The sequence below is a fragment of the Niallia sp. XMNu-256 genome, from assembly GCF_036670015.1.
GTDB lineage: Bacteria > Bacillota > Bacilli > Bacillales > Cytobacillaceae > Bacillus_BD.
On sequence record NZ_CP137636.1, the window covers coordinates 3,737,149 to 3,761,713 of the forward strand.

General features: G+C 38.3%; 24 protein-coding genes. 14 read left to right on the forward strand and 10 right to left on the reverse strand.

Annotated features, from left to right (window positions below):
- Positions 1-12 precede the first annotated feature (12 nt).
- From R4Z10_RS18925 to R4Z10_RS18935, 3 genes are read right to left on the reverse strand one after another with little or no spacing between them, the layout of a single operon-like run.
- A complete protein-coding gene (locus R4Z10_RS18925) occupies positions 13-1,671 on the reverse strand; it encodes a serine/threonine-protein kinase (protein ID WP_338473279.1) in 1,659 nt (552 codons plus the stop codon).
- A gap of 21 nt (positions 1,672-1,692) precedes the next feature.
- Positions 1,693-2,460: a protein phosphatase 2C domain-containing protein gene (locus R4Z10_RS18930; protein ID WP_338470823.1), complete on the reverse strand. Its 768-nt coding sequence runs from the start codon at positions 2,458-2,460 to the stop codon at positions 1,693-1,695.
- A gap of 16 nt (positions 2,461-2,476) precedes the next feature.
- Positions 2,477-3,649 (reverse strand): FHA domain-containing protein, encoded by a 1,173-nt coding sequence (locus R4Z10_RS18935; protein ID WP_338470824.1) that lies wholly within the window; start codon positions 3,647-3,649, stop codon positions 2,477-2,479.
- A 492-nt stretch (positions 3,650-4,141) separates the two neighbouring features.
- Here R4Z10_RS18935 and essC point away from each other — a divergent pair, with 492 nt between their 5' ends.
- From essC to R4Z10_RS18990, 11 genes are all read left to right on the forward strand, one after another.
- A complete protein-coding gene (essC, locus tag R4Z10_RS18940; protein WP_338470825.1) occupies positions 4,142-8,737 on the forward strand; it encodes a type VII secretion protein EssC in 4,596 nt (1,531 codons plus the stop codon).
- Positions 8,737-8,988: a methyltransferase gene (locus tag R4Z10_RS18945; protein WP_338470826.1), complete on the forward strand. Its 252-nt coding sequence runs from the start codon at positions 8,737-8,739 to the stop codon at positions 8,986-8,988. The genes essC and R4Z10_RS18945 overlap by 1 nt, the downstream gene beginning before the upstream one ends.
- A 39-nt stretch (positions 8,989-9,027) precedes the next feature.
- Positions 9,028-9,330: a WXG100 family type VII secretion target gene (locus R4Z10_RS18950; RefSeq protein ID WP_338470827.1), complete on the forward strand. Its 303-nt coding sequence runs from the start codon at positions 9,028-9,030 to the stop codon at positions 9,328-9,330.
- An 18-nt stretch (positions 9,331-9,348) separates the two neighbouring features.
- Positions 9,349-9,651 carry a pore-forming ESAT-6 family protein gene (locus R4Z10_RS18955; RefSeq protein ID WP_338470828.1) on the forward strand — a complete coding sequence of 101 codons (303 nt, stop codon included), beginning with the start codon at positions 9,349-9,351 and terminating at the stop codon, positions 9,649-9,651.
- Positions 9,652-9,828: 177 nt separating this feature from the next.
- The gene (locus tag R4Z10_RS18960) at positions 9,829-10,188 is read left to right on the forward strand and encodes a hypothetical protein (RefSeq protein ID WP_338470829.1); all 360 of its coding nucleotides are present in this window, start codon (positions 9,829-9,831) and stop codon (positions 10,186-10,188) included.
- Between the two features lie 50 nt (positions 10,189-10,238).
- Complete coding sequence (locus R4Z10_RS18965; RefSeq protein WP_338470830.1) at positions 10,239-11,498, forward strand: hypothetical protein; 1,260 nt, start codon at positions 10,239-10,241, stop codon at positions 11,496-11,498.
- 12 nt (positions 11,499-11,510) lie between these two features.
- A complete protein-coding gene (locus R4Z10_RS18970) occupies positions 11,511-12,227 on the forward strand; it encodes a hypothetical protein (RefSeq protein ID WP_338470831.1) in 717 nt (238 codons plus the stop codon).
- Positions 12,228-12,248: 21 nt separating this feature from the next.
- Positions 12,249-12,710 (forward strand): DUF5085 family protein, encoded by a 462-nt coding sequence (locus R4Z10_RS18975; protein ID WP_338470832.1) that lies wholly within the window; start codon positions 12,249-12,251, stop codon positions 12,708-12,710.
- Positions 12,703-13,143 carry a DUF5085 family protein gene (locus R4Z10_RS18980; RefSeq protein WP_338470833.1) on the forward strand — a complete coding sequence of 147 codons (441 nt, stop codon included), beginning with the start codon at positions 12,703-12,705 and terminating at the stop codon, positions 13,141-13,143. The genes R4Z10_RS18975 and R4Z10_RS18980 overlap by 8 nt, the downstream gene beginning before the upstream one ends.
- Entirely contained in the window at positions 13,140-13,322 is a 183-nt protein-coding gene (locus tag R4Z10_RS18985; protein ID WP_338470834.1) for a hypothetical protein, read from the forward strand. The genes R4Z10_RS18980 and R4Z10_RS18985 overlap by 4 nt, the downstream gene beginning before the upstream one ends.
- Before the next feature lie 26 nt (positions 13,323-13,348).
- Complete coding sequence (locus R4Z10_RS18990; protein ID WP_338470835.1) at positions 13,349-14,086, forward strand: hypothetical protein; 738 nt, start codon at positions 13,349-13,351, stop codon at positions 14,084-14,086.
- 191 nt (positions 14,087-14,277) lie between these two features.
- Here R4Z10_RS18990 and R4Z10_RS18995 read toward each other — a convergent pair whose 3' ends face one another.
- The 3 genes from R4Z10_RS18995 to R4Z10_RS19005 form a co-directional block, all read right to left on the reverse strand.
- Positions 14,278-14,850, reverse strand: a complete 573-nt coding sequence (locus tag R4Z10_RS18995) for a hypothetical protein (protein ID WP_338470836.1) — start codon at positions 14,848-14,850, stop codon at positions 14,278-14,280.
- A gap of 228 nt (positions 14,851-15,078) precedes the next feature.
- Positions 15,079-16,539, reverse strand: a complete 1,461-nt coding sequence (locus tag R4Z10_RS19000) for a transposase (RefSeq protein WP_338470837.1) — start codon at positions 16,537-16,539, stop codon at positions 15,079-15,081.
- 89 nt (positions 16,540-16,628) lie between these two features.
- Complete coding sequence (locus R4Z10_RS19005; RefSeq protein ID WP_338470838.1) at positions 16,629-17,117, reverse strand: hypothetical protein; 489 nt, start codon at positions 17,115-17,117, stop codon at positions 16,629-16,631.
- Between the two features lie 542 nt (positions 17,118-17,659).
- Between R4Z10_RS19005 and R4Z10_RS19010 the strand changes: the two genes are divergently transcribed.
- On the forward strand, positions 17,660-17,788 hold the full coding sequence (locus R4Z10_RS19010) for a hypothetical protein (RefSeq protein WP_338470839.1): 129 nt from the start codon (positions 17,660-17,662) through the stop codon (positions 17,786-17,788).
- Between the two features lie 350 nt (positions 17,789-18,138).
- Here the strand turns inward: R4Z10_RS19010 and R4Z10_RS19015 are convergent, their stop codons facing one another.
- From R4Z10_RS19015 to R4Z10_RS19030, 4 genes are all read right to left on the reverse strand, one after another.
- Positions 18,139-18,345: a hypothetical protein gene (locus R4Z10_RS19015; RefSeq protein ID WP_338470840.1), complete on the reverse strand. Its 207-nt coding sequence runs from the start codon at positions 18,343-18,345 to the stop codon at positions 18,139-18,141.
- Positions 18,346-18,592: 247 nt separating this feature from the next.
- Entirely contained in the window at positions 18,593-19,714 is a 1,122-nt protein-coding gene (locus R4Z10_RS19020) for a 5-methyltetrahydropteroyltriglutamate--homocysteine S-methyltransferase (RefSeq protein ID WP_338470841.1), read from the reverse strand.
- A 197-nt stretch (positions 19,715-19,911) separates the two neighbouring features.
- Positions 19,912-20,817, reverse strand: a complete 906-nt coding sequence (locus R4Z10_RS19025) for a glycine betaine ABC transporter substrate-binding protein (RefSeq protein ID WP_338470842.1) — start codon at positions 20,815-20,817, stop codon at positions 19,912-19,914.
- Between the two features lie 27 nt (positions 20,818-20,844).
- Positions 20,845-21,363 carry a GbsR/MarR family transcriptional regulator gene (locus tag R4Z10_RS19030; protein ID WP_338473280.1) on the reverse strand — a complete coding sequence of 173 codons (519 nt, stop codon included), beginning with the start codon at positions 21,361-21,363 and terminating at the stop codon, positions 20,845-20,847.
- Between the two features lie 352 nt (positions 21,364-21,715).
- On the opposite strand from R4Z10_RS19030, the gene betB reads away from it, so the two are divergent.
- Together betB and R4Z10_RS19040 are read left to right on the forward strand one after the other, a co-directional pair.
- Entirely contained in the window at positions 21,716-23,185 is a 1,470-nt protein-coding gene (betB, locus tag R4Z10_RS19035) for a betaine-aldehyde dehydrogenase (protein WP_338470843.1), read from the forward strand.
- A gap of 51 nt (positions 23,186-23,236) precedes the next feature.
- Positions 23,237-24,445: an iron-containing alcohol dehydrogenase gene (locus R4Z10_RS19040; protein ID WP_338470844.1), complete on the forward strand. Its 1,209-nt coding sequence runs from the start codon at positions 23,237-23,239 to the stop codon at positions 24,443-24,445.
- Positions 24,446-24,565 lie beyond the last annotated feature (120 nt).

Genomic DNA, 24,565 nt, shown 5'->3' on the forward strand with positions numbered 1-24,565 from the left:
TGTGTTCTCCCCCTACTCTTCTCGATATGCATTTTCAATCGCTTTTTCGGCTGTTTCAAAACGATTAATGATCTCATCTTTGATTAATTTCGTTTTATCGGTTGTCACATCTACTCCATTTGTACTTTTCCTAATCTGCTCATAAACGGAACGAATCTCTTCTTCTGTAACGCCATCTAATTTTAATTTTCTTGAGTAGGTTTCAATGGAATACATCACTAATTTATAGAGTTCAAGTTTCACAATTTCATTCTCATCATCTTTATTTTCAATCAGCGCAACCAATTGTTTCATATTTTCCCAATACGGTGCGTATTGCCCAGTGTCTGAGGCTTCTTCAATATGAAGGGTAATATTCCGATGAAACTTGCCGATATCTCGATAAATCGTAGCCATCCCATAATATTTCTTCTCTTCTGACCCATATTTAACGGCATCTTCAAACCATTTAATGGAATCTTTCATTCTCGTAACTTGGTTATCATTATTTTCCGTTTTTCCATAATCATAGTAATACCAGTACAACTTGCCGATATCAAAAGCTAGATCCGCATATTGAGGCGTCTTATAGAGCTCTTGAAGGTGTGGAGTAATTGTTTTCAATAATTCCGCTGCTTCCTCAACTGAAAAATTGGTATCCTCCCTATAGACAGATAATAATTTTTTATAACCATCACTTTCAGTGGGCTTAATATCGATTGCCTTTAAATAAGCCGACTTTTCCGTCATTTGAACTAAGTTTTTATAATCTGCATTGTTCGTCTGGTTTTTCATCGCATGACCTGTGATTCCAACGGCTAAAGACAAAATCGCTGCACCCGCAACAATGCTAAATTTTCGTAACTTCGACTTTTGCTTGGCCCGATACACATCATCAATTTCTTCATAATGATACAGAGCATATAACAGTTCTGCACAGGATTGATAGCGGTCTGCAGGATTTAACTGGATACATTTTTGAATAATTCGTTCCAACCCGCCTGATAATTGTGGATTCCAGTAGCGTATCGGATATAATTCATAGGGCGGCTCTGCAGGATTTTTCCCTGTTACTAAATGGTAAAGGGTGACACCGAGGCAATAAATATCGGTTCTTACATCTGTTTGGCCTTTTCCGCCAAATTGCTCAGGCGCTGCGTATCCCTTCGTCCCTAAGCTGACGGTATCTGCTAGATTTTTATTTTTATATTCTCTGGCAATCCCAAAATCGATCAATTTAATATTTCCATCTGGCTTTAACATCACGTTTGCCGGTTTCATGTCTCGATAAATAATCGGTGGATCGCATGTATGCAAATAATCGAGGACTTCACAAAGCTGGATCGCCCACTCAATGACCAACTCTTGCGGCTGAGCTCCATACTCCTCCAAAATATTGCTTAACGGTTCCCCTTCGATATAGTCCATAATGACATAAATCACCGATTCATGATCGATAATGTCTACAATCCGCGGCAATGAAGGATGATCCAGTCTTTTAATCATGTTTGCTTCATCAATCGCACTTTGAATAATGACTTCATTATTTTTGTCTCTTGCCCTTTTTTCAATTTCCTTTACAGCCCATTGTTTGTTCAGACGCTTATCCATAGCCAAATATACTTTAGACATCCCGCCTCGACCAATGAGCTTCAGTATTTCGTATTTTCCTTCGATTACAGACCCAATCACAGCCAAAGCGAATTCACATCCTTATAAAATCTTCATAAGCAGAACCGTGATATTATCTGTTTCATTTCGCTGCTTATTCAGTTCCACCATTTCGATTGCCTTTTGTTTCATAATGGTTTCATCTGTCAGATGAGCAGGTGAAAACGCCTCAAAAATCTCACGCTCGGAAATCATGTGACGAAATCCATCAGAACAAAGCATGATGACTTCCCCGCGTTCCGGCCGGCTTGTAAGAAAGTCGGGCTCAACGATTTTAGATGCCCCGATACATTGCAACAGGACATTTCTTCTAGGATCCTGCGCAGCCTGCTCAGGAGTCAAACGGCCCCGCTTTATTTCCCTAGCCACCACAGTTTGATCTTCGGTTACAATCTGAAGTCTATCCGCAATTCGATACACCCTTGTGTCGCCAACATGCCCGATTAACATTGAATAATCGTCAATAATTAAGACCGCAGCCCACGTCGTTCCAAGTTGAATGTTCATGTTCCTGCCATATTGGGCGATCCGTTGGTTTTGTTCTTTAATTAACCGATCCCAGCGATATTGAATGTCACGAAGATCATTTTTGCCCAATTGGATTGGAAGCTCGTATTGAAACCAATCAGAGAAGGCCTTGATGACACTTGCACTGGCGACTTCCCCTTGGGAAAGCCCGCCCATTCCGTCACAGATGACTGCTAACACGACTTTTCCTACCGACGTATCTGCAATTTTTAACAGGATGCTGTCTTGATTGCCTTCTTTCCTTATGCCAACATCTGTATGGATTGCCGTTAAGATTTCCATGTTCAGCCCCCTCTTCTTAGATGTAAAAAACGAACTCTTCATTGGCAAGCCTTAGCTTCGTTCCTGAGAAAATCTCTACCTCTTGTTGAACTGGAATGGCCCGTTCATCCACATATGTTTTATTTGTCGAGTTATTATCGATAATAAAATAACGACCATCTTTTGTAATAATGTCTGCATGACTTCGACTCACCGCATTGTTATTAGCAACAAAGTAGTCACAAAAGCTTTTTTCTTTTCCGATGCGAAAGGAAGGCTTGTCCACCGTTATTTTTTCTTGAGTCTTTTCTCTAATCAAATACGGAAAGGCAGGTTCCTCAAACAAATCCGCGCCAAGAACCGTAGTTCCGCCTGCAAAAGCCCCCTTGCCTAATACAGTCGTTTCCTCCTCAGAATCAACAATCCCCAACACCTCAGAAATATTGAGGAATTGGCTTTTAAATTCTTCCACAGGGTATAAAGGGGTCCCACAAGAAGAACAGTACTTCGCCGTTAGCGGAGTTTCTTGACCACATTGCGGACAAGACTTTTGTGAAGAATCAGTGGTTCCCGTATCTCCCTTTGGTTTATTTGAAATCCTTTGACTTTCTCCGAATTGAGTAGAGCCAGTAAGAGGGTGAGAATGATTTGTTGTCTTTTTTCCCGACAAATCATTGATGAGCTTTTCGAAGCTCTTAATCGTGAAGGAGGAATGGCTTTTAAAATAATGCAAATAATCCGTTATGTAATCATGGTTCTCGTCTTTTGAAAAAATCGTCCGAAAAGGAAGTTCATTAAAAAATTGAGATGCCTCGTAAACATGTTCATTATTAAATATCGGCCAGAAGATACATTTCACTTTCTGAGTCGTTGCATCTATGAAAATATATTCATCGTCCAACATGAGGTTATTGACATTCATTAAGTTCCTTTCGCATTCCTTCACAATCGCGATCAATTGACTGACGATGTCTAAAAACATATGTTTACTCACAACCTCACGAAAATAAGATTGTAAGGAAATCATTCCAACAACCGTACTTTTGATCACTACCCCTGTTCTCTTTTTTTCCGTCTTAAGCGGAATGAAACTTTCAACCAAACCGTCAGCAACAACCTTGAATTCGCGCTCATTAATCAATTCAGGCTTTGCCAACTTGTTCATAATAATATATTTATTTTTTCGTTGTTCAACTGTAGTAATCCCCATATTAATCTCCTACTATAAAAAGTTTGAAATTTTTGTCCGAAATCTGTCGAATTTGCGTCCGGATTTTTTACCGAGATCGCTCGATTGATAGTCCTTAAAAATCGCCTGATCCTTAACTGCATTCAGCCCGAGTTTGAACCCCCACTGAACCGAAGGAGCCATTTAAATAATCCTCCCCTAGTAGAAAAGAGGGATGAATACTGAATGAAGTTAAAATAGGTATATATTCATATTGCTATAAACACTTTACATCATTTAGTAGTTTTTTGTCGATAGACCATTGTTACTGTTAGATGGTATTTACAGAAAATTAACTACAAAACTTCATTTATATATAGTACAATACTAGTCGATTTAAGTTTATACTTCTTTCTATGTGAAAAGGTTGGTTGATCTCCTGGGAAAAGATTTTTCGTCAGAAAACCAGAAAGGCTAATTTTTTTACAAAAAATACGCTAAACATAGATTTACTAGATTACAAGGGGTTAACATATGCAGCTTTCTCTATTGAAACAAGAGGAGATCTATACTTGTATTTTGCCTGAGAAGAAAAAAGGACAGTATTGGGTCACCCAAAAAAATGAAGACGGTTCTGAAGAACGAGTGATCAGTGTTGAAGGGTTTGAAGACCACTGGGTTTTAAAATCAAATAAACATGCGGTCATTCTTAGTCAAGGGAAAAAGGTAAAAGAAACAAAGGTTGAAAATACATCGATTTATACGATTCGATTAACGAAAACAGGAGAAGACGTCATTTTGCTTTCGGAACCAATTACGAGAGACCGAAAGCAATTCAAAAAATTACGTTTGCCTCGTGAAGGGTCGATAACCATTGGGCGCGCTGATCACAGCGATATTCGTTACTATAATCCTTTCACATCCTCCTTACATGCCCAATTGGTCATACATAATAATGGACTATCGATTCAAGATACCAACAGTTCGAACGGCACATTTGTGAATGGGAAAAGAGTCCATCAAGCGATGCTGAAGCCAGGGGACCTTGTTTATATTCTTGGATTCAAAATCATTATCGGAAATGGCTTTATCGCCCTTAACAATCCAAACGGCCAAGTCACTTATAAGGAAACCATCTTTAAAAATTACATCAAACATCGGCCAATGGTCGAAGCGGAAAAAGAAGAGGATGAAGAGGACGCAGGAAACGACCATCATTTTTATGTGTCTCCCCGTTTTAAACGGGACATTGAGGAAGCGCAATTAAAAATTGACGGTCCACCTGCTCTAACGAACATGGAGGAAACTCCTTTAATGCTCATGTTGGGACCATCCATCACGATGGGAATGGCCTCTGTATTAACTGCCTATTTTACCGTTACAAACGTGTTAAGTTATGGCGGAAACATGAGAACAGCGATGCCATCTGTGATCATGTCGATAAGCATGTTGCTCGGAATGATTCTCTGGCCGATTTTAACGAGAAAATTCGAGAGAAGAAAACGGGCACAACAGGAAAAAATTAGACAAGAAAAATATCGGATGTATTTGAAAAGCATTCGACAGCAACTGATTGATGAAGCAAAATATCAAGAACAAATTCTTCATGAGAACTATGTAACAATTGAAGAGTGTATCGACCGAATCATCCATCAAAAACGTAATTTATGGGAACGAACCCATTTACATGATGACTTTCTTAAATTACGTCTTGGAACCGGTACGTTACCACTATCATTAGACCTTCAATATCCTGAGAAAAGATTCACGGTTGAAGACGATGTCTTACAAGCTGAGTTGGATCAACTTGTTTCAGAACCGCGAAACTTACATGGGGTCCCTGTTTCCCTTTCATTTAAAGAAGATTGGATTAGTGGGATCATCGGAAATCGTCACTCGATTATTTCCCTTACCAAACGGTTAATTGTACAATTTATCGCTCTCCATAGCTATGAAGAACTAAAACTTGTTTTTCTTTATGATGAAAAGGAACAAGATGTATGGGACTTTGTGAAATGGTTACCACATGTTTGGGACAATGAAGGAAATGTTCGTTTTATTGCGACCACCCCTCAAGAGGCAAAGGAACTTTCTGCCTTTCTCGAAGGAGAAATCTTATCACGTGAAGGACAATCCTCTAATGACGAGAGTCTCACACCGTATTATGTGATCTTTGCGATGAATAAGAGTTTGGCTGCAAAAGCGGAAATGATTGGGATGATTTTAAAACAGAAACGGAATATCGGATTTAGTGTGATTCATCTATATGATGAAATCCAAAACTTACCGAAAGAATGTACCATTGTTGTCCAAGATGATGGAAATGAAATGAAAATGTATGATAAAGATGACATTACAGGTCAATATTTATCATTTAAAGAAGATCCAATCTCTAATCTCAATGAAATGGAACTCGCCACAACAATGGCTAATATTAAGTTGGACAACTCGTCCTCTGATTACACGTTACCCACTATGATAACGTTCTTAGATATGTTTGAAGTTGGGAAAATTGAGCATTTAAATGCTCTTACACGTTGGCAGGAAAATGATCCGACACGAACCCTTGAAACCCCCGTTGGAGTCGATACTTCCGGGGAAATGTTTCACTTAGATCTTCATGAAAAATTCCATGGACCACATGGACTTGTTGCCGGTATGACCGGATCAGGGAAAAGTGAATTCATTATGTCATTCATCCTCTCTCTTGCAGTCAATTATCATCCACATGAAGTGGCTTTTATTTTAATTGACTATAAGGGTGGTGGCATGGCCCATGCATTTACCGATTTGCCTCATTTAGCCGGAACCATTACCAACTTAGATGGTGCAGCGATTAATCGTTCATTAGTATCGATTCAAAGTGAGCTAAAGCGCAGACAAGCGATCTTTAATGAGGCAGCGACAAAGCTTAATACGAGTAACATTGATATTTATAAATATCAAAGACTTTATCGTGAAGGACAAGTTACAGAGCCATTGCAACATTTGTTCATTATCTCAGACGAGTTTGCTGAATTAAAAACACAACAGCCTGAATTTATGGAACAACTTGTGAGTGCAGCCCGAATCGGCCGAAGCCTCGGGATACATTTAATTTTGGCCACACAAAAGCCTTCCGGTGTCGTCGATGACCAAATTTGGAGTAACAGTAAATTTAGAGTCAGCTTAAAAGTACAAGAAAAAGCAGACAGTATGGACATGATTAAACGTCCAGATGCAGCCGAATTAACAGTAACAGGAAGATTCTATTTACAAGTTGGGTTTAATGAGTTGTTTGAACTTGGACAATCCGCTTGGAGTGGAGCTCCTTACTATCCTTCTGACCGTGTCATCGTCAACAAAGATAAAAGTGTTGTTGTCATCGATAAATTAGGTCGTCCGTTAAAACAAGTGGTACCGTCCAACCGCCAAACCTTTGTAAAAAATCCACCGAAGCAAATTGATGAGATTAATGACTATTTAGCAGGGATAGCTAAAGAAGAAAACATTCATATTCGTCGTCTATGGTTGGAGCCGATTCCTGAATTCATTTTTGTCGATGAATTGAAACAAAAATATGGGGTCACTCGTAAACGATATGAAATAAACCCAGTGATCGGTGAATTGGATGATCCCGCTAATCAACGTCAACTCGTTTTAACTTTCCCGCTTTCAAGAGAAGGAAATGCAATTATCTATGGTTCTGCCAGCAGTGGAAAGACGACCTTCTTAACGACGTTGGTCTATTCATTAATGGAGGATCATTCCCCTTCAGAATTGAACCTTTACATTCTTGATTTTAGTGCGGAAACGCTTCGGGCATTTGAGAAAGCTCCACATGTAGGAGATGTTCTGTTGTCTCATGAAACGGAAAAAATCCACAATCTCTTTAAAATGCTTGATGATGAGATTTCAACTCGGAAAAAGCTGTTTGCTGATTATGGTGGCGATTATTATTCCTATGTAAAAGCAACGGGTGAAGAAATTCCAGCGATTGTGGTCATGATTCATAATTACTCTGCTTTCACCGAGACCTATGAAGAAATGGAAGACATGATCTCTTATTTAACACGTGAAGGCACAAAATATGGAATTTATTTTATCGTTACCGCGTTAAATACAGGTGCGGTTCGTTATCGATTGCTGCAAAACTTCAAGCAATTGTTCGTGCTTCAACAAAATGATTCTAGCGATTATTCAGCGGTTCTAGGGAATACGAATGGAGTTTATCCTTCTAAATTCAAAGGCAGAGGAATTTTCAAAAGGGATGAAGTGTACGAATTCCAAATTGCCCATGTAGACAAAGATGTTGAAAATACGTTTGCTTTTATTCGGAACTACTGCAGTGAACAAGCAGAATTGATACAAACACTTGCCAAACGGATTCCGATTTTACCAGAAAAAGTCGATATTGAGTATTTAGAACAAGACATCGATCGTCACGACTCAAAAATTCCGGTTGGTGTGGAAAAAGTAAGTTTACTAACTTCCTATCTTGACCTAGGCCGCTCGACTACCCATCTTTTGTTATCTCAATTCAACGATAACGATCGCTTCTTGCACGGGATGGTTGAAGTCTTCGCGCAGAAAAATGTTGGGAAACTTATCGTGATTGATCCAGAAGGAAAGCTCCGTTCCAGCGAGAAAAACGGGTATGAATATGCGGGTCGTGACTCCAACTTAAATGATATTGTTGTCGAGCTATTTAACTTAATGGTGTACCGCAATAACACGTATAAAGACGCCATTGCTACCGGCGAGCAAAAGCCTGTCTATGAGAAAGTGACTTGTATCATTACATCGTTCACTTCGCTCACTTCTGTTCTTACAGATGATTCATTAGATAAATTAAAGATTTTGTTGGAAAAAAATAATCTTGAGTATCACGTCACTTTTGTTATAAATGAAAGTGCCGCAAATATTTCAAGCTTTTCCTTTGAAACTTGGTTTACCCAACATGTATCCTTATCCGACGGAATTTGGGTCGGTAATGGAATCGCTGAACAATACCAATTCAAACTTAATAAACTCTCCCATGAGTTGTATCAGGAAATTGAGGAAGACTTTGGGTATGTCATTAAAAATGGGAAACCAACGCTTGTCAAACTAGTAACCTCTAGCACTCTCGAATTGGAGGTCATGGTGTAATGGATAAAATTTTAGTCGAGGTATTTGTACCCGTTTTGGAGAAAACCTATGATGTTTTTATTCCCCTCACCGCAAAATTTTACGAGATTGAGGGATTGCTAGCAAAAGCGATAACCGAATTAACGAATGGGTATTTTGCCGCTTCAGAGGATTGCTTAATTTGCAGCCGAGAAAGTGGCGTAGTGTTAGATATTAACAAATCAGCGAGAGAGCTAGGGTTACAAAATGGTTCTAAACTGATGTTGATATAGAGAAAGATTAATGATTTATGAATTGAAAGGGGATTTACAATGGCTAGAAAAATAATGGTCGATCCAGCAAAACTTGAAGTGGCATCGCAAAAAATTGAAGCGAATGCACAAGAATATCAACAAAAGTACAAGCAACTTTACAGTGAAGTCGACGCAATGGGCGCAGCTTGGAAAGGAACAGATAACATCGCATACGTCAGCCAAATTCAAGGATTTATGGATGACTTTCAAAAAATGGTTGTGTTGATGGAACAATACTCTGATTTCCTAAGACAATCAGCTAGAGTCTATCGTGACACACAATCAGAAGTGATCAACTCAGCTAAAAAATTAACAAACTAATCTAAGGGGGAAAGCGAAATGGCTGCCGAAGGAATTAATATATCATTAGCAGAAGTAACAAAAACTGCTCAAACCATCAGAACTCTTAATCAATCTCTGTCAGAAAAACTGACTGAAATCAAAAAAGAAATGAATAACTTACAACAACCATGGCAATCAGATGCCTCAAATACGATCCGCGAAAAGTTTAATGCATTAGCACCTAAATTCGATAACTATGAACAAGTCATTAACTCGTACGCTACATTCTTAGATACGACTGTTCAAAGATATAACGAAGCTGAAACAGCGATCAACAATAACGCAAGCCAATTTAAGTAAGACGAGGAATGAGGGTAACGTTAGAGCGTTTACCCTCATTGTTCTAGTTTGTATAGTGTTCATAGGACATGGAGATAGGCATCATGTCTACGATACATGTGATAAGGAATCTGTCGAATGTCTCCTTATTGGAATACATATCGAATCTATAGCGATTAGGGATGGGAGGTTGCGCAGGTGGGAATTAGCATTAGTGCGGCTCGTACGCAGGCAGGGAAAGTTAGCGATTGTGCTGCAACATTAAACGGAATAAAAACCAATGTCGGAAATGTAAAGTCTGATCTTCATTCTTCTTGGCAAGCGAAGGAAATCAAGTATGTAAACCAAGCTATTGACGAGATCAATCGACGACTATCCATGCTCTCAACTGAACTAAATTCCTTAAGTTCTGATATTATAGCGGTTGCCTATGAAATTAAACGAGAAGAAGAAGAAGAACGTGAACGGGCCTTAAGAGAAGCTGCAGCTAAAAAAGCCGCTGAGGAAGAAGCCCGCAGAAAAGCAGAAGCGGAGGCTAAAGCAAAAGTACAGGCTTAAGTTGCTTTATGAAAAATATGACTAAACGGATGGTCCAGGAGGTGGAATGAGTGGACACGATTAAAATCAATATTCAATCGGTAAAACAATCTAATGTGGAATTAGTTTCTGCAACTTCTAAACAAATCAATGCCAGTAGAGCTCTAGGTTTGGTTTCCGTTGATTCACGCATCTCGGCTAGAAGGAATATCGGATCACGCCTTGCAAGTGCTAAAAGCGAAGCTGCTAAGCTTCAAAGGGAGTTAAGCGAGTTACAATCCTTTATTAACCAATCAGCCAACCGGTATAGTACAGCCGAGGATAAAATCAATGCAATGGCGAATCGAATTGGGACAGGATATTTCCCTTTTGCTGCCCTCGCTTCCATTTCTGGGGCTTTATTTGGGTTTAATGGGCTAAAGGCTAAAACTGATAACGGCAAGGAAGTTTATACTACTCGGGATTATGCTAAGGAAAATAGCTGGGAAACCTTAAAAGCTATTTTAGGTGGATTCAGTTTATTGAATGATCGGAACCTTCTTCGAATTGCCAAAAACCTGAGATTTAAATTTGAAACAGTCAATGGCAAACAACATATTAAAATTGTTAATGGGAACTTAACCAATCGAAACTATAATCAATATCGAGATACCCTTGTTCGAAAACTTGGAGGTACAAACTCCGATTGGAAAAAAGGATATCTTAAAAGGCTGATGGGAACAGATGGGATCCCATTATATAATCCACAAAACAGTGATTGGTTTAAAACGAATCGAAATCAATTTAAAAATACAGCGATTCCTGAATTAAACCAATATGTAAAGCAACTTGATAAAAGTCCGCTCCGAAATATGTTTAGTAATTCTGGTCGTGCCGGGCTCGATGAATTGAAGATTTGGGAGGACTTCACCTCTTGGAAAGGATGGAAGGAAGCTTCTAACTTATCAAGAGCTGGACAAATTGCTGGTATTTTCGGGACAGTTAACACCGTTAGAGAAAATTTTATTTCCAATACGACAACAGGAAAAACAAATTGGCAGGATTTCACGGTTGATACAGCAGTTGATGTCGGCACTGGAGCGGCTGCCACAGCAGCAGGTGCAGCGTTTGGTTCCCTCTTCCTCCCACCAGCTGGAACGATCGTAGGTGCGGCTGCAGGTGCGACGATCAACTTAGTAATTAACTGGAAATTTGAGCCTGATAAAGAAAGTATCGTTGATAAAACGAAAACCTTTTTTAATGACGTTGTCGATGATCCGAAGAAAATGTTAAAGTCTACGGGCGATGCCATTAAAGGAGTAGGAGAAAAATTAAATAAAATCTTTTGGTAGGTGGAACAACAAATGCAAAGCAATCAAGAAGAAAAATTTTTTATGTTAAAAGATGTTGCATTAGGGCGATTAAGTCCTGATCGAATTCCCATGTTCTTTTGGGGCAGTCTTATTTATAGTGCCGTTGCGACTGGGGTTTCCTTGTTTGGAATATTGCAGAACGAACATTTGATCACTCCTTTAATAAAGACGATGTTTCAAGTCTCAATGATATCGTTTTTGCTTCATCTTCTTTTTACATTGTTTTATTCAATACCAAGAATGTCATACAAGTTTCAGCGGTTTCAAATGGTGATCGTCTCCTTGATCACTATTAAGGTTTCGTTGGAGGCGTATCAATTCTTTTTTGTGGCCTCTATAACCGGTCTTGCACCAGATTATGTGATCAATACCGGTATAATCGTTCTCATAGGCGGCTTTGTTTATTTTATTATTTCATTAATAAGAGGAATTAAGCGCGTACAACAAGGGGAATTGAAAAAAGGCGGAAAAGGCTTATATGAATTTAAAAGCTCAAAGGCTTATATAAGTATTCCGATTATTTTCGCAGCATCCATGCTTGGGGGTTCCATTGGAAGAAACTTTTCGGATCCTTCTACAAGCTTTGGCTTGTTTTTCGCCCTTTTCTTATGTGCAGTTTTGCAATATACGATTGCGATGGCCTGGCCGGAGTTTCTCCTTGTCACCTATGCAAAGTATAAATTTAAGTCTTTTAATGTTAAATACTGATGGAAATGAGGTACCAACAAAATGACGATCAAGCGTACTTCCCTTGTTTTTCACAATGTAATTCAAACAAAAAACACCTCATGCAAAGTAGATGAATGGCCTTTAATTGCAAGGGATCTAAGAAATCACGTGATTAAAAATGGTCTTTATGCAACTGGTCCCGTTTTTTACCAAGTCAGTCATTTTAATAAGGAGCAGCATGAGGCCGAGTATACTTTCTACGTCCCAGTGAACGCTCCTGTCAATATTCCTGAAAACAGCCAATATCAATTTACTGAACTGCTACAATATAAGGATGGTTTACTTTTCCGTTTAACAGATATGGAAGCAGATATTGAAATCGCCTATGAATTTTTAAAAGCAGCCGCACAAGATTTAAATCTGACGTTACAAGAGCCATTTTATAATATTTACTTAGACGTTTATGGCGAAGGAATCATTGATATTTTTGCCCCGATCTTAGGGGAGGATGCACATGATTAATCCAAACGATCATATTCGTTATAAAAATGTGATTTCAAGAAGATATCGGTATCATTATCATGACATTAACAATGTGATGAAGGAATTCATTAATGACCTTGTCCAACTAAATGTAACCTTTAAGGGTCCAATGTTTTATTCGATTAATAATGTTCCGATGGACGAAATTGTGATTGGTGAGTTCTACATGCCTATTGAAGAAGAATTTGTAGAAGGGCTTCAAGATATGGAGTTTCATAGCTACTTCAGCATCGAAGACATGATCTCCATCTGCATCTATGACGACCTAGAAAGGAAAACAGAAATGGCCTACCTGGCCCTTTTCCAACATATAGAAAAAAATAACTGCCGGCAAACCACCCCCATATTTCATATCCTTTCAGGAGACGAAACCCTACAATACATGTTTATAAAAGTGGGTATGAGTATGTGAAACATGGGGACGGTTCTGCTGTTTCACTAGCTTGGCTGCAGGGCACTACTGCTGGGGACACAGCGGTAGATCACTGGCGGAGTGACAGTGACGACCCGAATGATCGAGGCGTCCCTCATTTTTTAGGGGCGTTTTTTTATTTAAATTATTTAAAGACCGAAAATATTAAGCAGGTATAGCTAGAAACAAAGGAGGTGTGAATAGTTTGCTAGGTAATCGTGTAGAAGAGGATTTTCGATTATTACACAAAGTGAATACAGGCAGATTAAGTCCGGATGGAATTTCCGTTTTCTTTTGGGGTGCCTTTATGTTCGGAATGGTTATGACTGGAGTTGCATTATTTGGAATGAGTGAAAATGCGGAGCTAAACAGCCCTCTGCTAGAAATAATAATTCAAAAAATATCCATTCCTTTGCTTGTCATCCAATTACTATTTACATTATTTTTTACTTATGAAAAAAATGCATTCCGTTTTCAAAGGCTACAAATGATTTTATTATCCTTTATCTCTATAAAACTATCACTTGATGCATATCAGTTCTTTTTTGTAGCTGCTGTAGCGTATCAAGCGCCTAGTTATGTGATAAATACAGGATTATTCATTCTTATAGGGGGAATCATTTATTTACTGATTTCGTTAGCAAGAGGAATTAGACGGTTTCAAAATGGAGAATTCAAAAAAGACGGAAAAGGATTATACGATTTTAAAAGCTCAAAGGGATATGTCGTAATCCCAATTATATACGCTGCTGCCATGCTTGGCGGGTCTATGGGTCGAAATTTTTCAGACCCCTCTACTAGCCTCGGTTTGTATGTAGTCCTTCTTTTATGTGCTACGATCCAATATGGGATTGCGATGGCATGGCCGGAATTTTTTCTACTTACCCACGCTAAGTTAAAATTTAATTCCTTTATTGTAAAAACCCCAAAACGTCTGTTGTGAAACATGGGGACGGTTCTGCTGTTTCACTAGCTTTGCCTCATAACAGAGTTGCATGAATGATAGACGAGAACCGCTGAGCTATGTTTCAAGGACAATTTCCTCGAACAAAAGCCCAGCGGTTCTCGTGTTAATTTTCAGGGCCGTCATTGGCAATTAGACAACGATCCACCCTCATCCCCTCACCTTTTCCCCTAATAATTATCCACAACCACTTTTATTGGTGAGTGTTTTTCAATTTCTGCTACGAAGTCTACTTCAGGATCGGCACTCGTGTAGAAGTAACACATGCTATTCGTTGTTTTATGATAGGTTGGTTTTTCAGGCAAGGTGCCATCCTTGTTATATTTGTACCAAATGCCTTCCACAATTCCAAAAATGTTGATTCGTTTGGTTTGTGCCCGATATTGGCATTTCTTAATGTCTTTGTAATAGAACTTATCGTATTCTTTTCTAATCATTTTTTTATGATAATAATGCCTTTCACGATATACAATCATATAGTCATCATAAAACCGAATTTCAAAGGGGGTTGGCACTCTTGTATACCCACCACCAAAAATTGCCCCTATCGCAATGATAATGAACAGCATTTGAGTTGGCCCCGAAAGTTCACTGAACAGATTTTCTTGGAAGATCAGGGAGCCCAAGATCATGACGCCTATAATGATCCAAACAGGCATTCTTAACTTTCTAAGCAGCGAGTTTTCATTCTTAGGAACTAAGGCGGCTTCATTGGCTTTTAGTACATAATTTGGTTTTTCCATATCGTTTTCTCCTAAACTACTTTAATATTACCCTCCATAGTTTACAGTGACCACCCGAATGTAGTTTCTCTAATGATTATCCACAACTACTTTTATCGGTGAGTGTTTTTCGATTTCTGACACGAAGTCTACTTCAGGTGCTTCAGTTGTATAAAAGTAGCAAATGGCGTCATTTACTTTACGGTCATGAACCTCTCATGACTGAAGTCACGAGTTTCAGGGTTGGTGCTATCGCACATTGACCACTAGAGGCTGGGAACACACAGCCGCTATGCCATTAGCAAAAGCCTTTGGCACTACTTTTCTTAATATATTAGCTGCACCATTTATGTCAGCATTTAGGAAAATTCCGTTTTTGGAACGATACAACCCTCTTGAAATGCGCTTTCCACTGAAGATGTATTTTTTGTCATTCCCCGCTTGATAGGTCGGAATGTCATCTTCGTCAAAAAAACTTGCTTTAGATGTATAGCTTTCCTCATTTAGTACTACTGCAATTCCTTCTGCTTTCGCTTTATAAGTAATCATATCCACCAATAACGAATGTGGGATTTGAACAAAGTTTTGGTTGTTTCGTTTACCTAAATTAGACTCTTGCTTCCAATCCATGTTCCTTCCAATAACAATGGTTTCAATCTCTTTACTTTTAGCAATATTAACAATGTTATAACTTATTTTATGAAACAGGTCATTTATTTGATGGGATCGCTTACTTTTCAACTTTCGTAGCTTTTTAGAGTCGAAACTCCCTTCTCTTGAGCCTTTACCGTTTCTCAAAGCAGCGTAATAATAGCTTCTCAATTTATTGTACCATTGATTAATGGCTTTGATCTTTCCACCTTTAAATAGAATCGGTTCGGTACTAGTATTAAATACCAGTGTAGCAATATTCTCAATTCCTAAATCGATACCCATACAACGGTCCGTTTTGACTAAAATTTCAGATTTTACTCCGAGTAAGAATACGATCTCTAGTGTATAGTAGTCGTAATTAGGGATGATTCTTACTTGTTGGTATTTCCCATTAGCATTAGAAAGTTTTCCGATATTTAATTGCTTATTTGTTTTAGGAAATCTTAAATACTTAGCATTGACTATTTTACAGATCTGGTTTGATAGAGTCACTTCTTTTCTACTGCCCTTTTGAAGGTAACCAGGTATATTAGGTCTAGCTTTGTATTTATCTGGGTGTACTTGATAATCCTTTAAACTTTTAAAATAACTCTTCCAATTTTGAATACAATTTTTCATCACCTGTTGATTAATCTGTCCGGGTAAGGAGACATAATCTTTTTGTTTAATTGTTTTAAACAAACAATCTAAAAAATTATATCCTACAAATAACTCTTCCTTCGAGGGTAGTTCAAATAGATTTAATTTTACCTTCTTTTGCTCGCTCTCAGGTTTACTTTTTTCCTTCAGGATCTTTTTATAATAGGCGATCGTTTGTTTATTGTTCATACTATCTATGTTTTGATAAATCGTTTCCATTACTTCTTGTTGTAAAGGCTGTAAAGGTTTATCTTGCATTAACGCTGTATAGACCTGGCGAATGTAAAAATTGGTAGTGTTATAAAGATTATTTGCATTGGAACAGAGGTCATCAAAATACGAAAACAATCGATTTCCCTTTTTAACTTTAATTTGATAGGTTCTATATTCTTTTTGGGCTTCGGTTTCTTTATTCAATATTTTCACCTCCTTAAGTAAATTATACCAAACATACGTTCCTAAATCATTGAATTAGCTCAGAAAAATAGCGAAACTTCATCCCATCACTAAAGTAACGGGTGTTCGTTTCGCAATTCATAAAAAGGTTTTTCAGGCAATGTTCCATCCTTGTTATAGTTGTACCAAATGCACTCCACATCCCCAAATATGTTCATCCGCTGGGTTTGTGACCGGTACTGGCATTTAGTAATTTCTTTGTAATAGAACTTATTATATTCTTTCCTTTGCACTTTTTTGCTATAGTAATATTTCTCTCGATATACAACGAGATAGTCATTGTAAAATCTGATTTCAAAAGGGGATGGAACTCGCTTATGCCCACCAGCAACGGTTACTCCAATCGTAAGAGCAATTAACAGGAATTGGGCTGTCTCTGAAAGTTCATCAAACAAGTTTTCCTGGAAGATCAGAGAGCCTAGAATGATGATACCTATAATGATCCAAACAGGGGTTTTAAGCTTACTAATCAACGAGTTTTCATTTTTCGGAACTAATACTCCCTCATTGGCCTTTAATACATAATTGGGTTTTTCCATAACTATACAACTCCTAAACTCCTATTTGAAACAGAGAGACTGTTCCATGGTTCATTATCCCGATCCGGAAAAGATGTTCTAGGAATGAAACAGGAGAACCGTCCCCCTGTTTCATTTCACTGTAACTATATTTAATTTTTATCAAAGTAATAGTATTAGAAAACCCTACTGATATCCTATCGGAACGGACCACTGTGACACGGTTAAGACTAAATGACTCCCTCCCTATTAAATAAGGTGAAACTTTCATCAGGGGGTGAGACGTTCATCCTCCTATGATTAGGACATAGCATGTTCAACCTGTAGACTTTGCCGTAGTTGTATTTAGTCTGTGTTCAACTTTCGAATCTTTATGGACAATTGTTTTCCTTTAACTGTATTCAGAATCTCAGTTGGGGATCCTAACCCGTTAAGCTTAATAAACTTTTCTATATTACTAATTTAAAATATTTGAATATAATGATTTTTGTTATATAATTAGTAACATAATAATAGTGATAATGCACTAATCTATTAAAATTCATAAAAGGGGGGAATCTGTGATGCCTTTGATTGAAATGAAAGAAATCGTAACTCCTTTAAAACTTTTAGGTATTAAATTGTTTAAATCAGGAGAAGGCCAGTTATTTATAAAGGTTTGGAGCAACCCTCGAAGAAGAATCTTTTATTAAATGGGATTCCTACAAATATTCCATCATTTATTTTGGTTGATTTCGGGGTGTCACTGTGCCCCCGTAATACATACATTCAAATCGTATACTTACTTATCAAATTTTGCGCAATAATATAAAGCTACCTACTCCTTTCTTATTGCTAAATATGGTGTTTTTTTATAAAAGGAGCCACTGTGAAACATATTTTTTTTGCAAAACCCTCCGCCTTTTGATCTAAATGAAAACGGAGAAAGTGGGAGAAAATCATTTTCTACTTCACTTCCTTAAAAAAGCGATCCTTCATAATTGAAGCATCGCTTAGTACTATATGGTCAACCAATTATTTTAGGTCAATTGTTCACCTAAGTTTACTCATCAAAAAAATCCCTTAATGATTCTGAATTTTTATCTTCTGTATTTTGATAGTAAGGATTTTCTTCACTTGGGTCCTTTGGGTCCAAATTCGTTTTAATTACCAATACTGGCCCCGATGTATTTCGCTCTGCAATGACTCTGTCATCTAACTCTTTAAAATCAGGCAAGTTTTTATTTCCAGGCTGCTGCGGCTCAGTCATTTAAAACACCTCCTTATCTGTAGGTTGCTTAAATAGGAAGAATTTATGTAAGGTGTGTTATATGAATGGTGTTGCAAAACTCTCGGACGGAGTGTCACTGTGACCACGCGCCAAGTAACCAAAAAAAGGAAGGAACGCAGCGTCCCCTCCCATAGTCCAAGTACCTTTAATAACCTGAATGATCAAACAATCGAATCCATGTAACAACCTGTGAAACAAGATTTTTCGGAGCGTCACTACGACCCTACTATCCCCAAACCTTGTCTGTAATCTTTTTGATTAGTTCCAGTTTTTTCCATTGGTCTTCTTCTGTTAATTCGTTTCCTTCTTCCGTTGAGGAGAATCCGCATTGCGGGCTTAAGCAAAGACGATCGAGTGGTACATATTTTGACGCCTCTTTGATACGTGCAATGATATCTTCTTCGTTTTCCAACTCGGCTGATTTTGAAGTCACAAGACCAAGTACTACCTTTTTGTCTCCAGAAAGATATTGTAGGGGCTCAAATCCGCCTGCTCGCTCTGAATCAAATTCAAGGAAATATGCATCAACCTTTTCTTTGCCAAATAATTCTTGTGCGACTGGATCATATCCGCCAGAATAATGCCAAGTTGAGCGATAATTTCCACGACAAACATGGGTAGTTACAACTAAATCTTCTGGTTTATCTGCAAGTATACGATTATTGATTTCTACGTATTCTTTTACTAACTCTTCTAAATCCCAATTCTCTTTTTCAATCTTTTCACGATAGTCTTTATCACAAAGCACTGCCCAAACTACTTCATCCATTTGAAGATTTCGGCATCCTGCATCATAAAACGCTTGGAATGCTTTTTTGTAAGCCTGGACAATATCCTCGTATAAATCTTCTTTGTTTGGATAATGCTTTTTTGTATTTTCAAGATTATGTGGCTTTGTAATTTCATATAAAAATTGAACCGCTGAAGGAATGGTTTGTCTTGCTACTACTCCTTCTGGAACCAATGATTGCAGGTATTGAAAATCTTCGATAAATGGATGGGTGGAAAAACCGATTTTTCCTACAACACGGGCAGTTTCCCTCCGTGCTTCAACTCCTTTAAAAGCAAGTCCTACTTCAGAAGCGGCTTTCTCTACTCCATCTAATCCCCACATGAAATCAAGATGCCACCAGCTCCGGCGAAATTCACCATCTGTTACAGATTGGAGTCCAATTTCAATTTGTTTATCAACAATTCGTTTAATTTCTTGATTTTCAATCTCACGGAGCCCTTCAGCCGTAATTTTTCCTTCCTGATAATCTTTACGGGCCTGATGAATACTTTCTGGACGCAATAAACTTCCTACATGATCCGCCCTAAATGGAGCCTTAACTAAAGTTGTTGTCATACCGATCCCCTGCCTTTTTTTCTATCTCTTTTAAATATATTTCTAAATTAATAAACTAAATATATCATTGAAAACCAACTATAGCATAACACTTAAAATCTATCGTTTATTATAGTTTCAAGCTATATCATAAAGATTGAAAGGCATTCATTTTGGAATAAGAAAATTCGGGGCGTCACAGTGACGCCCCGAAAAAGTTACCTATTCAACCATTCGTTGACCAGGTCTTGGTTTTCTTCTACCCATTTTTCTGCACCGATAATGGCTTTTTCCCCATTTTCTTCAGCCTTTGCTACTTCGCTCATTAACGAACCAATTGCTTCATCATCCATTTTCCAATTTTTAATCCATTCGCTCACTTCTGGATATTCTTCGGCAAATCCTTGTCGGGTAGCATGGTAAATCTTTTCTGCTTCCCCGTATACCTTTTTCGGATCCTCTAAATATTTTAATTCCATTTCAGAAAAAACACGGTGTGGATTCCATAATGGGACTACAATCGGTTCCTCTGCTTTAATTGCATTTTCTAATTCTGTAACCATTGCTGGTTCTGAGCTTGGAATTAATTTATAATCCAACCCATATTCTTCAATGACATCCTGTGTCACAATCATGGTTCCAGCCCCAGGATCAAATCCTGTAATTTCCCCGTCAAATTCTGCTTGATATTTATTTAAATCCTCAATTGAGTGGATGTCCTCCAAATAGGTTGGGACCACTAATCCGACTTTTGCATTATCATACCAAGTTTCTTCTGAAAAGTTGACCTCATCTTGATATTGTTTTACATATTCCGCATCCTGAACAGGTAACCATACTTCCAAATTAATATCCAATTTATCATTCGCTAGTGCTGCCATTTGTGTCCCCATGTCTAACAGGTTAAACTCCACATCATATCCTTCATTTTCTAAAATAACCTTCCACATATTGGTCACGGCGATATTCTCTGCCCAGCTAATTTGTCCCATTTGAATAGTTGGCTTTTCTTCTGCTTTCCCGTTTGCACTACTTGCTGTTCCTTCTGTACCCCCACATGCACTTAGAAGCACGATCGCAAGAATACAAACTATCATGAACATTCGCTTTTTATTAAAACTCATTTTGTTAGCAACTCCCCTTTAGTTCCATTATTCCTTTGGCAAAAAGGTATATATCTCCTCGGAACGGATACTATGAACGAGCTTTTCTACCCAACGATAATATACCTTTGATTGATTCAATAAATCGTAATATTCTTTTGCATCTTCACGAAGTTCATCTGGTAGACTCGCATCCTCATAAATCTCCTGAAAAATCTTCTCCGATTCCAGAACTGCTTCCATATTCATTTTTACTTCTCTCTCCCACATCTGACAAAAGTAAGCCATGAATGAATGGAAGAAATCCTTTTCCGCCACGTACGTATGTTTCCTCGTTCCACGCTGGAATTTTTTCTTTACCATTTCAATTTGCTGTAATTTACGGATATTTGTGCTCATGCTTGGCTTGCTCATTCCAAGTTCTTCGCGCATTTCGTCTAAATTCATTTGCTCTTTAAAATACATGGTGGCATAGATTCTACCTGCTGCCGGAGTGACTCCGTAAAGATCCATCGTTTCTGAAATGGCTTCAATCACTATGTCTTTCGCAAGTTCAAGCTTTTCCATTGCCCTCTCATTTTGTGATTTATCTAAATCCACTAAAAATACCTCCAGTGCGTTCGTTCAGTTAATTAAATTTTTTCTTAACAAACTTAATATTACTGAAATGAGTTTTAATGTCAAATCAAAAACCACAAAATAAGCAAACTTTCCGATCGTTTGATTATTTTTTTAAAAAAATCATTCCAAGTTATTTCCTACTATATAGGCTGAAATCCAACTAATCTTTTTTTCCTTTTAGTTTGACAAGTTGAATTTTGTTTGTGTATCATTAAATTTGTTCAGAACGTTAAATTTTTTCTTAACAAACTTAACAAACTTAACAAACTTAATATAACTAAAACAAGGAGGGATTCGTTTGGATACCAAACTTAACTACATAAACGGGGAATGGGTTCCTGCCCTCTCGAAAGAAACAAGAGAAATTATTAACCCATTTAACCAAGAGGTCATCACTGTAGTTGCAGAAGGAAATGAAGAAGATGCAAAGCTTGCCATTCAAGCAGCAAGGGATGCTTTCGATAGCGGAGAATGGTCTAGCACTTCTGCAACAGAGCGCGGACAGATCGTAGCAAAAATTGCGGAACTTGTTGAAAGAGACAAAGAAGAATTAGCTAGAATGGAATCCCTTGATACAGGTAAAACCGTCGAAGAAAGTCGCTGGGACATGGATGATATTGCCGGTGTTTTTCGTTATTATTCAGAGCTTGCTGATAAAGATGGCGGGGAAATCATTGATTCACCTGTACCCAATTCCATTAGTAAAGTAGTCAAAGAACCTGTTGGGGTGTGCGGACAAATTACGCCTTGGAATTATCCATTATTACAAGCATCTTGGAAACTAGCCCCTGCGTTAGTCACAGGAAATACCTTGATCATGAAACCAAGTGAAATTACTCCACTTACAACGGTAAAAATTTTCGAATTAATGGAGGAAGCCGGTGTACCAAAAGGCGTAGCAAATCTTGTTCTTGGTCCAGGTCATACGGTTGGAGAAGAGCTAGCAACGAATGTCGATGTTGATTTGATTTCGTTTACTGGAGGACTTCAAACAGGTAAGAGAATCATGCAAAAAGCAAGTGAGAATGTGAAAAAAATAGCACTAGAGCTTGGTGGGAAAAATCCGAATATCGTGTTTGCTGATGCTGAATTTGAAACAGCTGTTGATTCAGCATTAAACGCTGTATTTTTCCATGCTGGACAAATTTGTTCAGCCGGAACGCGCATCCTTGTGGAGGAAAGCATTCATGACAAATTTGTTGATGCTCTCGTAAAGCGTGTGAAAAACATTAAATTAGGCAGTGCTTTTGAAAAGGACACACAAATGGGACCACTCATTTCAGAACAGCATCTAAATAAAGTCATTGACTATGTAGAAAATGGTAAAAAAGAAGGTGCAACGGTTGTAGTTGGCGGCAAGCGCCCTGAAAATCCTGAATTACAAAATGGCTTCTTCTATGAACCTACGATTCTAACAAACTGTACAACTGACATGGATGTTGTGCAAAATGAAGGATTCGGTCCTGTTATTACAGTGGAGAAATTCACAACAGAAGAAGAGGCAATCAAACTAGCAGATGATTCTATTTATGGTCTTTCTGGTGGAGTTTGGACAAAAGACATCGCCAAAGCAGAACGATGTGTAGCGAAAATGCGCATGGGTACAGTTTGGATTAACGAATTCAACGTGTACTTTCCACATGCACCATGGGGCGGTTTCAAGCAATCTGGGATTGGCCGTGAGCTAGGAAAATCCGGATTAGAAGAATATCAGGAAACAAAACATATTTTTCACAACTTAGATCCACAAGCATTGAATTGGTTCTAAGAGATGGCGCTGAGTAACCATCCGTATATTACAATTTAGGAGGAATTAAACATGAGCTTACACATGAAAGTCGAACATATGCATAAATTTCATCAATTCGAATTACCAACGGTTATTAAACACGGAATCGGGTCCATTAAGCACGTTGGAGAAGAAGTTAAAAATCTTGGTGTAACAAAAGCACTTTTAGTAACAGACCCTGGAATCTACAATGCTGGAGTCACAAAACCAATTGAAGAAGCCCTAGCTGCCGCTGGTGTTGAGGTTGTTCTTTTCGATAAAGTGGAACCAAACCCACCTGTACGATTGGTTGCAGAAGGTTCGGCATTATATAAATCAGAAGGATGTAATGGGATTGTAGCAGTTGGGGGCGGAAGCTCAATGGATACCGCAAAAGGAATCGGTGTGGAAGCAACCCATGAAGGGTCTGTTTTAGACTATGAAGCAGCAGAAGGGAAAAAACCATTAGAAAATCGGATCCCCCCATTAACCACCATCCCAACAACAGCGGGAACGGGTTCAGAGGTTACGCAATGGGCCGTTATTACAGATGAAGAACGTGAATTCAAGTTCAATACAGGTGGACCATTAATTGCTGCACACTTAACTATAATTGATCCAGAGTTACACATTTCAATGCCCCCACATGTAACGGCAATGACAGGTATTGATGCATTGGCACACGCAATCGAATGCTACACGATGCATTATGCACAACCCATCACTGATGCAGTTGCACTACAAGCGATTGAATATGTCGGAAAATACATCCTCCGTGCGTTTGCTGATGGCGGTGACATTGAAGCACGTTATGGAATGGCTCAAGCGGCAATGCTTGCAGGGCTGTCATACGGAAGTGAATCAGCTGGTGCCGCTCACGCGATGTCTCAAACATTAGGCGGCATTATCCCTGTTGCACATGGCCAATGTGTAGCAGCAATGTTGGGACCAGTAATGGAATACAACTGGAAGGGTCATCCAGCTAAATTTGCCCGAATCGCTCAGGCTCTAGGTGTCAATACCTTTAATATGACAACAGAAGAAGCAGCCAAAGCCGCGGTTAATGAAGTATATAAATTAGTAGAAGAATTAGAGATTCCTACATTAGAAGAACAAGGTGTATCACCAGACATGATCGAGCGTTTAGCGAAAGAAGCATTGAAAGATCCACAAACAATCGGTAACCCAAGAGACCTAACGGAAAAAGATTACCAATGGATCTACAAGCGCTGCTTTAACTTAACACCAAAGACAGTTTAATATTTTGGAAAATATAGATGAAACAAGGGTTTAAGCGTTTCATTAAATGGTAGGAACCAGGAGAATAGGTTGTAGTGCACCCCAAAAGTTAATGGAAAAATGTTAACTTTTGGGGTGTTT

Coding starts and splice junctions, on each gene's coding strand:
- R4Z10_RS19020 (WP_338470841.1), bottom strand. CDS start 19,714: ATGACAACAACTTTAGTTAAGGCTCCATTTAGGGCGGATCATGTAGGA.
- R4Z10_RS18935 (WP_338470824.1), bottom strand. CDS start 3,649: ATGGGGATTACTACAGTTGAACAACGAAAAAATAAATATATTATTATG.
- R4Z10_RS19015 (WP_338470840.1), bottom strand. CDS start 18,345: ATGACTGAGCCGCAGCAGCCTGGAAATAAAAACTTGCCTGATTTTAAA.
- R4Z10_RS19040 (WP_338470844.1), top strand. CDS start 23,237: ATGAGCTTACACATGAAAGTCGAACATATGCATAAATTTCATCAATTC.
- R4Z10_RS19005 (WP_338470838.1), bottom strand. CDS start 17,117: ATGGAAAAACCCAATTATGTATTAAAGGCCAATGAGGGAGTATTAGTT.
- R4Z10_RS19010 (WP_338470839.1), top strand. CDS start 17,660: ATGCCTTTGATTGAAATGAAAGAAATCGTAACTCCTTTAAAACTTTTA.
- R4Z10_RS18930 (WP_338470823.1), bottom strand. CDS start 2,460: ATGGAAATCTTAACGGCAATCCATACAGATGTTGGCATAAGGAAAGAA.
- R4Z10_RS18975 (WP_338470832.1), top strand. CDS start 12,249: ATGACGATCAAGCGTACTTCCCTTGTTTTTCACAATGTAATTCAAACA.
- R4Z10_RS18950 (WP_338470827.1), top strand. CDS start 9,028: ATGGCTAGAAAAATAATGGTCGATCCAGCAAAACTTGAAGTGGCATCG.
- R4Z10_RS18955 (WP_338470828.1), top strand. CDS start 9,349: ATGGCTGCCGAAGGAATTAATATATCATTAGCAGAAGTAACAAAAACT.
- R4Z10_RS19025 (WP_338470842.1), bottom strand. CDS start 20,817: ATGAGTTTTAATAAAAAGCGAATGTTCATGATAGTTTGTATTCTTGCG.
- R4Z10_RS19030 (WP_338473280.1), bottom strand. CDS start 21,363: ATGGAAAAGCTTGAACTTGCGAAAGACATAGTGATTGAAGCCATTTCA.
- R4Z10_RS18970 (WP_338470831.1), top strand. CDS start 11,511: ATGCAAAGCAATCAAGAAGAAAAATTTTTTATGTTAAAAGATGTTGCA.
- R4Z10_RS18995 (WP_338470836.1), bottom strand. CDS start 14,850: ATGGAAAAACCAAATTATGTACTAAAAGCCAATGAAGCCGCCTTAGTT.
- essC (WP_338470825.1), top strand. CDS start 4,142: ATGCAGCTTTCTCTATTGAAACAAGAGGAGATCTATACTTGTATTTTG.
- R4Z10_RS18980 (WP_338470833.1), top strand. CDS start 12,703: ATGATTAATCCAAACGATCATATTCGTTATAAAAATGTGATTTCAAGA.
- R4Z10_RS18945 (WP_338470826.1), top strand. CDS start 8,737: ATGGATAAAATTTTAGTCGAGGTATTTGTACCCGTTTTGGAGAAAACC.